The following is a 14,059-nucleotide window of genomic DNA, read 5'->3' on the forward strand; positions in this document are numbered from 1 at the left end:
GTGCCCGGTTCGGGGCTTTTGCCGGCAAAGCTCGACCGAAGGGGGGACCCGGGGAACCGAATTGGAGGCCGCTCGGGAGGGGTGCTAATGTTCTCTCCGTTGCCGAACGAGCGCCGCTAGCTCAACTGGCAGAGCAGCGGACTCTTAATCCGCGGGTTCGGGGTTCGAGTCCCTGGCGGCGCACCAACGATGAAGGTCCTGACCTGGCAGATCTCTGCCGGTCAGGGCCTTTTTCGCGTACGCCGATAATGGGCGTCGCTCGGTGGGTGCTCGGGAGCCGTTGGACGTGGCCGGGGTCGGTGGGACGCGGTGCGATGCCGGCGGACAGGCCCATGGATCAAGTGAGGCGCGCTGCCGCCGGTGCATCCCCCGGGCGCGGATGGGAGTTAGTTGTGCGTCGCATCATGCGTACGTCGGTGCGGGCGATTCTTCTGGATGAGGAAGACCGTCTCGTGCTGATCAGGCGGATCAAGCCCGGCCGGGCGCCGTACTGGACGACGCCGGGCGGTGGTGTGGAGTCGACGGATGCCTCACTGGAGGCCGCGCTTCGCCGGGAGTTGTACGAAGAACTTGGTGCCGAGGCCGACCGGTTCGCCCAGGTGCTCCTGTTCACCGCCCCCAGTGGTGAGGGCGTTGCGGTCCAGCACTTCTTTGCCTGTCGGCTACTTCAGCTCAACGAGGACGCCCGTACGGGGCAGGAGTTCGCTGACCCGTCGCGTGGTGGCTACCAGCTTGACCGGTTGAGGATCGACGAGCTTCCTGCGGTGGATCTCAAGCCGGACGCGTTAAAGGAGTTCATCACCTCCAACGAGGAGGCGCTGCTTTCGGTATAGGGCAGTTTGGCGAGACCATTGCAGGGTCGAGTCTGAACTGATATCGGCTACGGCCGGGTACGGGTTTGGCCGCCGCGTCGGGCGGGCCAGCCGACCGGCGGCGGGGAACTGGGGCGCGCTGGTCCAGGCACCGCCCCGCCCCGGGGGTCGGCCATGACGGTGTACGTGTCGCGGTACGCCGTGGCCGGCGAGCTGGCGACAGACCGCGCAGCGGTGGTCCCGGCGGCGGTGGGACCGGGCTCGGCCGAACGGCCGCTGTTGACGCACGTCTGGCGGGTCCTGTTCGAGCAACAGGCACGGAAGCCGCTGCCGATGAGTACGGACGGAACCGGTGCTGACGAGCAGCACCGGCCCGTGCCGGCGGAGCATCTGCCGTTGCGTCCGCTCTGGCTGTGTCGCCGCTGAGCACCGGCGGCGATGTCAAAGGCCTGTTCGACCGGTTCCTCGGCTGGCCCGCCCGACACCACGGTGGGGCTGAATCGCCGCGCTGACCGCGATCTCCCGCCGTCTCACGCTCTCTCCTTCTACCGCCTTCTCGCCCGCGACCACTGATCACTTACTCCTCCGTGACGTCTGGTGACGTCGGTGCCGTGCCGGCAGGTTCGACCTCCTGAGCTCTCGTCGTCAGGTGGAGGAATCCGGCAGCGTGTCGCATGTCGAGAAGATCACTACGGAGCTACGTGCGCTGGCGGCCGGGGTCGAACGTGCACAGGGTCTGGCTGCCGCTGCTGATCAGCAGGCGCAGGAGATCGCGCTGCGCGCGGCGGGTGCCGGGTTCGCTGCGGTCGCTGCCGGTATGGCGCGGGTGCGCGGAGCCATCGCCACCATCCGGGGTGGACTGGGAGGTCTGACCGGGGCTGTCGGTGATGCCACGAAGGTGGCCGCTGGTGTCCCGAGGCAGGCCAGTCCGGGGGAGACCATCAGCGGGCTGACACCGGTGCAGAGTGCGGTCGACGGCATCCGTGACCAGACGGCCGCCACGATCACCCAAGTCGGTGAGGCGCAGCAGCTTGTCGTTGGAGTTCTGCAGGGTGGGCAGCCAGGAGGGCTGCTGCAGGCTCTGGAGAGCGTCAAGCAGGTGCTTGTCGTGCTGGTCCAGTGCACCGCTACCACCCGCCAGGCGGTAGACGCGGCGATCGCCGAGGCACGACAGTTGGGAAACTGAGCGGGGCTGGCGGTGCCGTACCGACCAGCCCTGCCTCGGTTAACACACCATCCCCCGGTAGGGGCGTGACACCATGGACGCGCAAGCCGACCGGAGAGCGCGGCGGTTCGCCTACCGGCCGGCGTACCCAGATTCCTCCGAGAGAAGACGCGCGCGTGCGGCGCTCCCTGGAACTGGAGAACCAGTGCGCCGATACCGTCGCTGCGGAGGGATACCGACTCCACCAGAACCCGAGCCGGCAGGAGATCGCTGACGCCCGGCTCGGTACCGGTGATTCCGGGAAACCGGGCAAGGATCCCGACTACCTGATCGAGGGACACGTCTTCGACTGTTACTCCCCGATGCCAGCGAAGAGCGTGCGAGGCGTGTGGAGCGGGGTATCCGACAAGATCACCAGCGAGCAGACCCAACGGGTGGTGGTCAACCTCCACGACTGGAGTGGCGATCTCCCGGCGTTGCAGAGACAGTTCGACGACTGGCCGATAGCAGGGTTGAAGGAACTGGTGGCGGTGACGCGCAGCGGGGCGATAATCCAGATCCTGCGACGAGACTGAAGGGCTATCCATGGCGACCGAGTACCGCTTGACGCTGGCCGGCGACATTCCTCTCGATGCGCTGGCCGGTGTCGTTGCTCCGGAAGGTGTTGAGGAGTCGGCGGTAGATGGCAGGCCCCGGGTGTTGAGTGCGGACCTCAGCGATCGGCGTGGTTACACGGTGAGCATCCACGACGGGTCCCACGGCTACTTCGAGGCCGAAGATGGTGACGGCTCGATGTGGGAGTGGGAACCGGAGCGGTACGTCACCATCGGCTTCCGGCTGGTTAAGAGCGAATCCTCCGACCGGGCGACGCGGGAGATGCTGGCGAGTGTGGCCCGGGTGCTGGACGAGCGACCGGAGGACGCCGCGCTGATCCTCGACGCCGACTGGCTGCTACTGACCCGCTTCTCGGGAACGCTGCGCCGGCACGCACCGAGCTGGTGGGGCGTTCACGGCGAGGACGATCTTCTCAGCCGGTAAGAGGCTCGGCGGCCAGCCTATTCCGCGACTGGCAAGGGCCTCGGCCCTGACGCGCCCGCAGACGCAAGGACTTCTTCGGCCGGCTGCGGGCGGCATGGACCGTGCGCTGGCCATCCTGGGCGATCAATCTCTTAATCCGCGGGTTCGGGGTTCGAGTCCCTGGCGGCGCACCAACGATGAAGGTCCTGACCTGGCAGATCTCTGCCGGTCAGGGCCTTTTTCGCGTACGCCCCTGCGACGAGGTGCGGTGCCAGCGGCTAGCGGCGGACTGCGGCTCGTACCAGATCAGCGACGGCTCGGGAACGGCTGTGCGGGGGCCAGGCGATGACCGTGGTGACTTCCGGTGCGTCCACGATCGGCACGGCAACGAGATCATCGTTCAACTGGGATCGGGCGGAGTCAGGCACGACCAGCAAGGTCCGGCCAAGGGCGATCAGCTGAAAAAGTTGTGAGTGGCTCTGTGCCTCAGGGCCTGGGCCGTCGGGATAGGTGCCGTCATTCCCGGGCCAGCGCGGTAGAGGCAGGTCGGGCAGCTCGGTCACCTCGCTCAGCTGCAAACTCCTGCGAGTGGTGAGGGGATGGCCTGCCGGGAGGATGGCGACCTGGCCCTCGGTGAGCAGTTCCTCGGTGTCGAACCCCGTCAGGTCGTCGAACGGATGGTGAAGGATCGCGACATCGGCACGGCCGGTCCGCAACAGCCGTTCTTGTTCGCCGGGGCCACACAGCACCACGTCGACGTCGACCGATCCCGGTTCGGTGGCGTAGGCGTGCAGCAGCTTCGCGAGCAACTCGTTGGACGCTCCAGCCTTGGTCGCCAGGACGACGCTGGCGCGACCGGTGACGGCGAGGGCTGCGCGGCGGGTGCGATGTTCGGCAGCTTCCACAGCGTCCAGCGCTGCTCGTCCTTCGTGCAGCAGGACCGCACCGGCCTCGGTCAGCGTCACCGAGCGGCTGTCACGCTCCAGCAAGGTGACGCCCAGACGGCGTTCGAGCTGACTGATCGCCCGCGACAGTGGCGGCTGGGCTATGCCCAGGCGTTGCGCCGCTCGGCCGAAGTGCAGCTCCTCGGCCACGGCGACGAAGTACCGCAGCTCTCGTGTCTCCACGTGTCGAGCCTAGCCGGGAACGGAGGTGCGACGATACCTTCAGGGTATCGCCCATGACTCAGGTGGTCTTGGACGGCTTGCGGGCCGTGACTCACAGTCGAAGACATGAGTGAAACGAAGATCGCCCTGGTCACCGGGGCCAACAAAGGCATCGGGTACGAGATCGCAGCAGGCCTTGGCGCGCTGGGCTGGAGCGTGGGTGTCGGGGCCCGCGAGCAGACCCGGCGGGACGCGGCGGTGGCACAGCTGCGGGACGCCGGCGTCGACGCCTTCGGTGTCCCGTTGGATGTCACCGACGACAGCAGTGCCGCCGCCGCAGCCGATCTGATCGCCGAACGCGCCGGACGCCTCGATGCCCTGGTCAACAACGCCGGAATCACCGGCGGCGGGCCGCAGCAGCCGAGCAGCGTCGACGCTGCCGTCATCCGCACTGTGGTGGAGACCAACGTCATCGGCGTCATCCGGGTGACGAACGCCATGCTGCCGTTGCTTCGCCGCTCGCCCTCGCCGCGCATTGTGAACATGTCCAGCAGCGTCGGCTCTCTGGCCCGGCAGTCCGGCCCCGGTGGTGAGACCTCCACAGGTCCGGTCGCTGTGGCCTACGCGCCCTCCAAGTCGTTCCTCAACGCGGTGACCCTTCAGTACGTCCGGGAACTGGCAGACACGAACATCCTCATCAACTGCGCATGCCCGGGCTTCGTCGCCACCGACCTCAACGGCTTCCGTGGCGTGCGTACTCCCCAGGAGGGCGCAGCGACCGCCATCCGCCTGGCCACACTGCCCGACGGGGGCCCCACCGGCGGGTTTTTCGAGGACGCCGGTGTGGTGCCCTGGTGACGGCTCGCGGCTCTCGCGCCGGCCCGACGAGAGCGGCCCGGCGCCCGTCGGCGCCGGGCCGCTCGCGCCATCGGCGCTGCATCCACTCCCACGTGCACAAGCCTCAGTAGTCGATATTGATGGCCGCGATCTGGCGGGTGCCGTTGGAGGCGATGGCAGGGCCGGCGAAGCGCGAGCTGGAGTAGGTCAGTGCCGTCTTGTGACCGGGACTGTTGAACCAGGCCTCGATCATCTGCTCGGGTGTGGCGGTGCCCGAGGACGCGAAGAGGACCTCATGGCCGCAGTGCTCGAACGTGCCCGCATCAAGGTTCTGCTTCACGCAGGCTTCCCCGGCGCGTTGTTCCGTGGCGCGCAGCGCGACCTCCGGCAGCCCGAGCGCGCGGCGTCGCTCGTTGAGCAGCACCAGCAGACGTTGTTCGGCGGCGGAGACACCGGATGCCGCATTGGCAGCCTTGGGTGCCGACCTGGTCGGTGACGTGGTCGGCGCCGGCGACCTGGTCGGCTTCGCTGACCTGGTGGGCGCGGAGGTCGCTCGCGCGGTGGACGGCGATGCCTTGAGCGCCGTCGGGGAGGGCGACGCGAACGCGGGTTCGGTGGTTTCGTAGCCGGGTTCGATGATCGTGGTTGAGGGCTGGGCGCCGGTCGCGCTCGCCGGCCGTTGTGTGGGCCTGTCCGCGTAACTGGCGATGAGGGTCCCGCCGCCTCCGATCAGGGCGACGGCCGCGAAGGCGCCGACCAGGGTCTTGGGCAGAGACAGTGCCGTGACGCCGGCCTGATGCGACACCCCGCCGGTCGGCGCGACGTCGCGCAACGCCCCGGCGCTCTTCACGGGAGCGCCGGCCGGCGCGACTCCCTGCGACGTGCCGGAGACGGTGTACGCATTGTGCGTGACGTCCGACGCGAGGCCGGCCGGGAGCGGTGTGAGCGCCAGGCCGGCCAGCAGCCGTTCGGCCGGAACCAGATCCGACGTGGCGTTCGGGCACTGCGCGCAGGTGCGAATGTGCCGCGCCAGTCGCTTGCGCCACACCTGCGCGGGCTGGCCGTCCCAATCGGACGCCGTGTCGATCAGGCCTGCGCAGCCGGGCCGGGCGGAGAGTGCTCTTACCACCAGCCGAGCGGTGTCCAACTGTGCCTTCATCCGGGCCACCCGGACGGTCACGTGGTGCGGGTCCAGCTGTAGGGCATCGACCAGGTCGGCGCGGGAAAGGTGACCGGCCTCGGCCAACCACCACAGGGACAGCAGGTGGCGGTGGTCATCGTCCAGCCAGCGAGTGGCCAGGACCACCTCCCGGCGCTCATTGGACAGGCGAAGCTTGGTCAGCGTCAGGTCCTCGAAGTCGGAGCCCGGGACGACCAGATTGTCGATGTCCTCCGGCGGCGCCGGCGTGGTGTGCTGGTACTGCCGGTAGGCGCGGATCTCGTTCATGGTGACGGCCACCAGCCACGACCGGAAAAGCCGCGGATCGCGTACGCCCGCCAGTCCGCGCACGACGCTCAACATCGTGTTCTGCACCACGTCGTCGACATCCGCCGACCGATTCAGTGCCCGGCCCACGATGTTGTACACCAGTGGCAGGTAATGCGAGACCAACGCGTCCATCGCCGCCTGGTCGCCGCGGCGTGCCGCGTCCACCGCCGCCGACATGTCGGTCCTGTTCGGGTACGCGTGCTCGGTCACGCTCACAACCTCGCCTTCACGGGACATCTTCGTACACCGTGGAGATCGGTTGGCACCCGTCCAGGTCACACAAACCTGACATTGTCATCGTCCACCGCCGGTGACGACGTCACCAGCAGGCTCACCTGTTGCTGTTGAGGCGGACGATGGTCCCGTTGAGGGCGGTGGCGAAGAGCGTCCACGCGACGTACGGGGCCAGTGCGACGGCCGCGACGCCGTCGGCCTGTGAGGCTCGGCGGAGCAGCACGAGGTTGGAGACGTTGAGCGCGGCGATTTCGGCCAGCGCGATGGTGGGTCTGTGGGCCTTGAAGAACAGCGCGCTCCAACCGAAGTTGAGGGCCAGGTTGAGCCCGTAGGCACGGGTGAACGGGGCGCGGTCGGTTTCGCTGGTGCGGTCCAGCACGCGAGCGCCGGCCACCGCGATCAGGGCGTACAGCGGCGTCCATACCAGCGGGAACGCCACGGGCGGGGGTTGCCAGGTCGGCTTGCGTAGCCGTTGGTACCAGCGTGAGGAAGCGTCGGTGACCGTCGCCCCGGCGGCGGCTGTCACGGTGACCGCTGCCGCGGTCCTAGCCAGGGTTGGTAGTCGCATGCTGTTCAGCTACCCGGCCTGCGACGGATCAACCGCGCCCCGTTCGCCGGCTGGCCGGCGGTGGAACGAGAGCGAAACGCTGTCGGAGTGTTCAGTTAGCCTCTGCGCCATGCCGATGATCACCATCACCGATGAAGTGACCGGAGCGCCGAGTGGTCCTGAGTGGACGATGGACGTCTTCGAGGAAGAGGTACGCCTCGGCGAGTTGATTCGGCGGCGGGTCTTTCTGGAGGTGGCGGAGTCCGGCGGGCACGTCGATCCGGAGGAGCGGACCCGGGCGACGCTCGAGGCGTTCGGCCGCAACGGCTTCGTGGTGCTGGTCGACGACCGGCAGGTGACGGCCCTGGACGACAAGGTCCGCCTGCACGCCGGGTCCCGGATCACGTTCCTCAAGCTCGTCCCGCTGGTGGGTGGCTGATGAGCGACTCCGATCCGGAGCTGGCGCTACGCGAGCTGATCGCCACCGGCACCGGGTGGTGCGAGCAAGCCGTCGGGTTTGACTCGCGGTACGACCGTCGGGAGTACGCCAGGCAGGTGGCGGCGCTTTGTGCGTTGGCGCCGGCCGTCAGGGGCCCGGTGCTGCTCGCCGCGCTCAACGACCCGGACGGCCCGTACGATCTCGTACCCGCCCAGCGGGTGCTGCTCCCGGAGACCACCGAACATGTCCAGGTGCTCGGCGCGGCCCTGGCAGACCTTGATGATGCCGACGCGGATCCGGATCGGTGGGTCGCCGCGGCGCTGACGCTGATCAAGTACCGGCCGCAACGGCCCTACATCGGCGAACCGTGGGACGGTGCCCGTCGGGAAACGTGGGCCCGGGCGGAGAAGTTCCTGGCCGCGCGGCCGGTGCGGGTGCGGCAGGCGGTGTTCGACGGGTTGACGGTGCCCGGGGAGGACAGCGACGGGCGGCTCAAGCTGATCAAGATTGTGCTCTCGGGCGGCGGGCTGGACAGTGCCGGATGGCTCGACCGGCTGAGCGGTCAGGCGTGGCTGGGATTCAACAGGTGGAGCTGGGGGCTCAACGACCTCACCTGGGAGTCCATCCAGGCCCAGGCGCGGGCCGGACGTACCCACCCGGCGGCACTGGCGACCTGGCGTCGGACGCGGATCGAGCGCGGCTCGTACTACCTGAGCGACGAAGGCGATCGGATGTGGCCGATCCCCAACGTCGGCGAGCGGTGGGCCGACCTCGCCGTCGCCGACATCGAGGCGATGCCGGAGGAGTGTCGGGCCGCCTGGCACGCGCTGTTGGTCCACTGCCCGCTCGGCGCGGACAAGGCCAAGCCGACGACCGCCTGGCGCAAGACCGCCCGGTCCCTGCTCGACGCGGTCGGCGGCGACGAGTTCACCGCGCGTCTCGACGACTGGCTCCCGCTGGTGGGTCAGGCGCGCACCCTGCCGCTGCGCATGACGACGTGTTGCCCAGGCCACCTGGCGGATGCCTCACCAAGGACGATCGACCGCTACAACGTGGGGCTGCTGTGGGGGCTGATCTGGATGCGGGCGATGCTCCCGCCCTCGGACGAGACCCTGCGCAGCCTCGGTCAGATCGCGGAACGGGCCGCCCGCAAGATTCCCGGGCACGGCCCGGCGAGCCCGAAGCTGGCGAACCTCGCCGTCGCGGCGCTCGTCGACGCCGATCACCCCGCCGCCCTCGCGCAGCTGGCCCGGCTGGCCTCGCGGTTGACCTACAAGAGCACGCTCCGCATCGTCGAGAAGGGCCTGACCAGGCACGCCGAGGCGCTCGGCATCGGTCGTGAGGACGTCGAGGAGATGGCGCTGCCCGGCTTCGGGCTGCCGCTGGCGGACAAGCTGGGTGACAGCTCGTACGAGGTCGAGGTGCGCGGCATCGATGCCACAGTGGTGTGGCGCAACTCCGACGACAAGGTGGTCAAGGCTCCGCCGGCTCAGGTGCGCAAGGACCACGGCGAGGAGTTGAAGGAGCTGAAGGCGACAGTCGCGGACATCGGCGCGACGCTGATCGGGACCCGCGACCGCCTGGAAGGGCTGCTGCGGCGCGACCGCGCGTGGACCGTCGAGCAGTGGCGGGAGCGGTTCCTGGACCACCCGCTGGCCCGGACCCTGGCCCGCCGGCTGATCTGGACCGTCGACGGCGTCGCCTGCTGCTGGGGCGGCGACGCCCTGCGGACCGTGGACGGCACGGTGTTCGAGCCCGCCGGCGACGCCACGGTACGGCTGTGGCACCCGGTCGACGATCCGGCGGCGGTCCCGGCCTGGCGGGACTTCCTGGCCCGGCACACGATCACCCAGCCTTTCAAGCAGGCGCACCGCGAGCAGTACCTGCTGACCGACGCCGAGCGGGCCACCGGCACGTACTCCAACCGGTTCGCCGCGCACATCGTGCGCCAGCACCGACTCATCGCGCTGCTGTCCCGGCGAGGCTGGTCGCACGTTCGACACCGCAACGACGGCGCCAGCTACCAGGACCCCTGGCTTGCCCTTCCGGACTGGGAGATGCGCACCGTGCTGCACATCGCCGGGATCGAGGATCAGGGCGACGACCTGATGTTCGACACGATGGGGACCGACCAACTCGTGTTCCTCCGGGGGGAACGCACGCCGGTGCCGCTGGAGGAGGTCCCGGCGGTCGTATTGAGCGAGGTGATGCGTGACGTCGACCTGTTCGTTGCCGCGGCCGGGGTGGGCAACGACCCGAACTGGTACGACGGCGGTCCGGACGGCCGGTACCGCGACTACTGGTCGCAGAACAGCTTCGGCGACCTCACCCCGACGGCCCAGACCCGCCGGGAGGTGCTGGCCGAGCTGATTCCCCGGCTGGCGATTGCCAACCGGTGCACGTTCACCGACCGGTTCCTCGAAGTGCGGGGTGACCTGCACACGTACCGCATCCACTGCGGCTCGGGCAACATCCTGATCGCCCCGGACGACCGGTACCTGTGCATCATTCCCGACTCGGTGAAGGCGAAGGAGCCGGAGATGTACCTGCCCTTCGAGGGCGACAGCCGGCTCGGCGAAATCATCAGCAAGGCGTTGCTGCTGGCCGCCGACAAGAAGATCAATGACCCGGTGATCCTGCGCCAACTGTGAGGCGGCGGGTGACGGCACCGGGCTGAGGCCACGGCGCCGTCACCCGGCAGGTCAGCTGGAGGTCCGCCTCGGGAGCAGCAGCTCCTCGTGGTCGAGTTCACGTTCCAGGACGCGGAGTTCCTCGTCCGGCAGGCGGCCGGAGTCGCGCCAGCGCACCAGCTCCTCGCGTTGCGCGTCGATGGCCGTCCGGCGGACCCGAAGCGCCCTCTCGTACTCCGGGGAGGTGGGCAGTTCCGATGAGTCGCTCTGCTCCAGAAGGTCCAGCCGCCCGCGGTAGCGCGCCAGTCGGGCCAGCAGCTGCGTACGGGTGGTGTTGACGGCCACCGAGCTGTCCGGCTCCGCCGCGGCAACCTCGTCGAGGCGGGCCAGGGCGGCCTCGACCGCCGCCGAGCGGGCCTCGTTTCGTACGCGGGCCTGGTCGGTTTCGTTGGCGCGCAGGCCCAGCATCCGCACGAGCGGCGCGAACGTCAGGCCCTGCCCGACGAGTGTCACCAGGACGACCACGAAGGTGCAGAACAGCAGGAGGTCACGGTCGGGAAAGGGTGCGCCGCTGTTGGTGGTCAGCGGCAGGGTGAAGATCGCGGCCAGGCTGATCACACCACGGGTGCCGGACCAGCTCAGCGCCACCACCTCACGGGAGGTGAGTCGGCGGGCGTTGCGGTCAGCGCGCTCGATCTGCCGCGCGCTCCCGGGTTCGTCGGGGTCGTCCTGCTCGGAAATGCCGCCCAGACGGGTGTGCAACGACCGGGGGAGGGACTGGGTCATCACCAGCCACGCGGGGCGCAGCAGGAGCACCACGCCGACCGATATGGCGACAGCGATGACGATTGTCGACGTGTCGTACTGACGCAGACCCTTCACGACCTCGGGAAGCTGCTGGCCGATGAGCAGGAAGACGAAGCCTTCGAGGAGGAAGTCGACCAGCCGCCACACCGCGCTGGTCTGCAGCCGGGCGGCCCCCGAGGTGAGCTGCGGTGTCTTGTGACCGACGATCAGCCCGGCGATCACCACGGCGAGCACCCCGGAGACGTGCAGTTCCTCGCCCAACAGGTAGGCCACGAACGGTGTCGCGAGCGAGATGGCATTCGACAACAGTGGGTCCGCGGTGAACGGTCGGGCCAGACGTACCAGCCAGGCCACTGCCGCTCCCACGGCGACCCCGCCCACCGCCGCCAGGACGAACTGGGCAACGGCGGACGGGAACGAGAACTCACCACCCACCGCGGCGGCCACCGCGACGCTGAGCATCGTCAGCGCTGTGGCGTCGTTGAGCAGCCCTTCGCCCTGAATGATCGTGACCATCTTCGGTGGCAGGTTCACCCGGCGGCCCACCGCCAGGGCGGCCACCGGGTCGGGTGGCGCGATGGCGGCGCCGACCGCGATCCCGGCAGCGAGCGTCGCCCCGGCGACGAACAGGTGGAACCCGATGCCGACCAGTACCCCGGTGAGGAGCACCAGCAGCACGGACAGGCTGACCACGATGCGGAGGTTCCGGCGGATGTCCAAAAGCGAGCTGTCCAGTGCGGCGCTGTAGAGCAACGGCGGCAGCACGATCATGAGCACAAGGTCGGGGTCAAGGCCGATGTTGGGGCCGGGGAGCAGCGCGTACACGATGCCGATGAGCGGCAGAAGTGCCGCGGCCGGCAGCCCGGTGCGAGCCGCCACCCACCGCACGACGACGATGACCGCGACAGCAGCGAGCACGAACAACAACATCGAATGGGTGCTCACCTGGTTGATATTCCCCTGGATCGGCGCGAGGTTGCTCGGAGCCACCGCGGGTTCGCGGCCGAGCCGGCCGATGGCACCGTCGGCGCAGCATGCAGCAGTGACGAGCGTACCCGCCTGGGCACCGACCTGACCGACTGCTGGACTCTTCCCGTACTGCTGACCGCCCTGGCAGCCGGTGCCGTGAACGCCGTCGCGGCGCCCGCCGACGGCGGCCTCGGCCTGGCCCTGTGGCCCGGCCAGGGTCAACGGGGCTGGTGACATCGAGCCGACGACGCTGCCGGCCTCCGGCGCGTACACGGTGGTGGTGGACCCCTCCGGAGTCGCAACCGGGCAGGTCACGCTGACGCTGCGGTGAGGCGAACCCCTGCCTGTTCGGGTGACGCCCGCGTGCTAGCGTCTCGTCCCGTTGTCAGTGAGCGCCGCTAGCTCAACTGGCAGAGCAGCGGACTCTTAATCCGCGGGTTCGGGGTTCGAGTCCCTGGCGGCGCACCAACGATCAAGGTCCTGACCCGGTGGTTCACACTGGGTCAGGACCTTCCTCGCGTAGGGCGGCGGTGGGTGGTCGCTCGGCGGGTGCTCGGTAGCCCGGTGGACCGGGCGCATTCGACCGCGGAGGCGTCCGTCGCGCTTCTGCGAGCATCCAGTCGGTGGCGATTACGCTGGTGGCGTGGGGGGACAGCTCCGGGTTCGCGTGCAGGGGGATCTCTATCACCCGGTGGTGCCGCCGGGAGCCGTGTATGTGGGTCGGCAGGGGTTCGGGTTACGGCGTTCTCCCTGGGCCAACCCGTTCAGCCTGCGAAAGCATGATCGGGCGGAGGCGTTACGCCTCTATCGGCAGTGGCTGCTGGGGCAGCCAGCCCTTGTTGACCGGGCCCGGCGGGAACTCACGGGGAAGCAGTTGGCGTGCTGGTGCCGCGTCGAGGATGCGTGCCATGCCGACGTGCTGACCGACCTCATCGGTTGACCTGCAATCGGTATCGCGAGCTGGGCCGCCTCGGTGCGTAGACACCGCCAATGCTGAAGGACTGCGGTCTTGCCGCTTGGTTGCCTACGTAGAAGGCGACGTCGCGGTCAGCGGCGCAGAGTTGGGTGAGGAACTTGTTTCTCAGCTGTTCCGCAGCCTCGGCGTCGGTGAGCTGGCCCAGGCGACGTTGTAGAGCGACGAACTCCCAATCCCAGAGTGTCTGTTGGTGACCGCGGCACTGACGGTCTGCGCAGCGATACCGGTAGGCGCCGATGAAGCGTGGTGCTTGAAGCGGGCTGCGCTTGGTTGGTTCCAGTAGGTCGAGCTGGTTGAGGTAGCCAGCGATCTTCTTGCGATCCTCCGCCGACCAGCCGGGATGGCGCTTGACCTGAAGAGACGAGATATCGGCCACGCGAATCAGCGCGATCGATCGTGCGCTCCGGTCGTCGCGGGCCTGTTTGTTCAGCCAGCACATGGAGTCTTCGACGAGCGGATCGAGGAGGTTTCGACGCGACTGTCGGCTGGCGAGGTGCCGCTCGGTGGTGATGGTGTCCACGATCGGCTTCCAGCTCTCGTGCCGCTGGTCCTGACTGGCTGGCAGCGCGTCGACGTGGATGATGTCGTACTTGTGGAACTTGCCGTCGTCGTCGAGATCTCGATAGTGGACCGGGTAGAGGCGAATCCAACCCGTCCAGGGCGGGTCCATGCCCAGTGCCCCGACGCAGACCGTCTCGCCGTACCGCGCGGAGGGGTTGGGTGCCGCCTTCACTGTGATCAGGAGGCGGAGTGTCGTTGGTCGTGCCAGGACAGGCTTCGGTCTCGGATCTTCGTCGGTGCTCGGTCCCCACAACGGAAGCTGTTCCAACGGAACCACCCACATCGCTAAATGCAGCCGCCCAGGCACTTTCAGTTACACAGACGGTCTCACATCAAATCGATCTGGCACTAGCCGTAACGGGTGAGGGTTGGCCTCTCAGCCAAACGCGGCGTGGTGCTGGAGTCAGCGGGGTCGTGCTGCCCACCTGGCCCTACGCTGGCGGCATGAGGGAACCAGCGCGGACCGGACC

General features: G+C 68.6%; 14 protein-coding genes and 2 tRNA genes. 11 read left to right on the forward strand and 5 right to left on the reverse strand.

Going from position 1 to position 14,059, the window contains the following annotated elements; translation table 11 throughout:
- Positions 1-110: 110 nt before the first annotated feature.
- From AB0B68_RS24600 to AB0B68_RS24625, 6 genes are all read left to right on the forward strand, one after another.
- Positions 111-186: transfer RNA gene (locus tag AB0B68_RS24600), tRNA-Lys, on the forward strand.
- 206 nt (positions 187-392) lie between these two features.
- Positions 393-833 carry an NUDIX domain-containing protein gene (locus tag AB0B68_RS24605; protein ID WP_357200573.1) on the forward strand — a complete coding sequence of 147 codons (441 nt, stop codon included), beginning with the start codon at positions 393-395 and terminating at the stop codon, positions 831-833.
- A 153-nt stretch (positions 834-986) separates the two neighbouring features.
- A complete protein-coding gene (gene amcA / locus AB0B68_RS24610) occupies positions 987-1,238 on the forward strand; it encodes a multiple cyclophane-containing RiPP AmcA (protein ID WP_357200570.1) in 252 nt (83 codons plus the stop codon).
- 241 nt (positions 1,239-1,479) lie between these two features.
- A complete protein-coding gene (locus AB0B68_RS24615; RefSeq protein WP_357200635.1) occupies positions 1,480-1,998 on the forward strand; it encodes a DUF6244 family protein in 519 nt (172 codons plus the stop codon).
- Positions 1,999-2,153: 155 nt separating this feature from the next.
- Positions 2,154-2,552 (forward strand): hypothetical protein, encoded by a 399-nt coding sequence (locus AB0B68_RS24620; RefSeq protein ID WP_357262971.1) that lies wholly within the window; start codon positions 2,154-2,156, stop codon positions 2,550-2,552.
- A gap of 10 nt (positions 2,553-2,562) precedes the next feature.
- Positions 2,563-3,015, forward strand: a complete 453-nt coding sequence (locus AB0B68_RS24625) for a SitI3 family protein (protein WP_357200567.1) — start codon at positions 2,563-2,565, stop codon at positions 3,013-3,015.
- 257 nt (positions 3,016-3,272) lie between these two features.
- On the opposite strand, the gene AB0B68_RS24630 is transcribed toward AB0B68_RS24625, so the two are convergent.
- The gene (locus tag AB0B68_RS24630) at positions 3,273-4,121 is read right to left on the reverse strand and encodes a LysR family transcriptional regulator (RefSeq protein WP_357200564.1); all 849 of its coding nucleotides are present in this window, start codon (positions 4,119-4,121) and stop codon (positions 3,273-3,275) included.
- Positions 4,122-4,226: 105 nt separating this feature from the next.
- Here AB0B68_RS24630 and AB0B68_RS24635 point away from each other — a divergent pair, with 105 nt between their 5' ends.
- Complete coding sequence (locus tag AB0B68_RS24635; protein ID WP_357200561.1) at positions 4,227-4,958, forward strand: SDR family oxidoreductase; 732 nt, start codon at positions 4,227-4,229, stop codon at positions 4,956-4,958.
- A gap of 103 nt (positions 4,959-5,061) precedes the next feature.
- On the opposite strand, the gene AB0B68_RS24640 is transcribed toward AB0B68_RS24635, so the two are convergent.
- Both AB0B68_RS24640 and AB0B68_RS24645 read right to left on the reverse strand, forming a co-directional pair.
- On the reverse strand, positions 5,062-6,636 hold the full coding sequence (locus AB0B68_RS24640; protein WP_357199361.1) for a sigma-70 family RNA polymerase sigma factor: 1,575 nt from the start codon (positions 6,634-6,636) through the stop codon (positions 5,062-5,064).
- Between the two features lie 121 nt (positions 6,637-6,757).
- The gene (locus AB0B68_RS24645) at positions 6,758-7,228 is read right to left on the reverse strand and encodes a TspO/MBR family protein (RefSeq protein ID WP_357262974.1); all 471 of its coding nucleotides are present in this window, start codon (positions 7,226-7,228) and stop codon (positions 6,758-6,760) included.
- A 109-nt stretch (positions 7,229-7,337) separates the two neighbouring features.
- On the opposite strand from AB0B68_RS24645, the gene AB0B68_RS24650 reads away from it, so the two are divergent.
- Together AB0B68_RS24650 and AB0B68_RS24655 are read left to right on the forward strand one after the other, a co-directional pair.
- On the forward strand, positions 7,338-7,646 hold the full coding sequence (locus tag AB0B68_RS24650; RefSeq protein WP_357199367.1) for a hypothetical protein: 309 nt from the start codon (positions 7,338-7,340) through the stop codon (positions 7,644-7,646).
- Positions 7,646-10,297, forward strand: a complete 2,652-nt coding sequence (locus AB0B68_RS24655) for a DUF4132 domain-containing protein (protein WP_357199370.1) — start codon at positions 7,646-7,648, stop codon at positions 10,295-10,297. Before AB0B68_RS24650 ends, AB0B68_RS24655 begins: the two co-directional genes overlap by 1 nt.
- A 51-nt stretch (positions 10,298-10,348) precedes the next feature.
- On the opposite strand, the gene AB0B68_RS24660 is transcribed toward AB0B68_RS24655, so the two are convergent.
- Positions 10,349-12,013, reverse strand: a complete 1,665-nt coding sequence (locus AB0B68_RS24660; protein ID WP_357199434.1) for a Na+/H+ antiporter — start codon at positions 12,011-12,013, stop codon at positions 10,349-10,351.
- A 431-nt stretch (positions 12,014-12,444) separates the two neighbouring features.
- Between AB0B68_RS24660 and AB0B68_RS24665 the strand changes: the two genes are divergently transcribed.
- Positions 12,445-12,520: transfer RNA gene (locus tag AB0B68_RS24665), tRNA-Lys, on the forward strand.
- A 247-nt stretch (positions 12,521-12,767) separates the two neighbouring features.
- Positions 12,768-12,992 carry a DUF4326 domain-containing protein gene (locus AB0B68_RS24670; protein WP_357199437.1) on the forward strand — a complete coding sequence of 75 codons (225 nt, stop codon included), beginning with the start codon at positions 12,768-12,770 and terminating at the stop codon, positions 12,990-12,992.
- On the opposite strand, the gene AB0B68_RS24675 is transcribed toward AB0B68_RS24670, so the two are convergent.
- Positions 12,982-13,872, reverse strand: coding sequence for a hypothetical protein (locus tag AB0B68_RS24675; protein WP_357262978.1), 891 nt, complete (start codon positions 13,870-13,872; stop codon positions 12,982-12,984). The two genes, AB0B68_RS24670 and AB0B68_RS24675, sit on opposite strands and share 11 nt — an antisense overlap.
- Positions 13,873-14,059: the final 187 nt, after the last annotated feature.

This window comes from Micromonospora sp. NPDC049049, assembly GCF_040649115.1.
In the GTDB taxonomy this organism is placed as follows: domain Bacteria; phylum Actinomycetota; class Actinomycetes; order Mycobacteriales; family Micromonosporaceae; genus Micromonospora.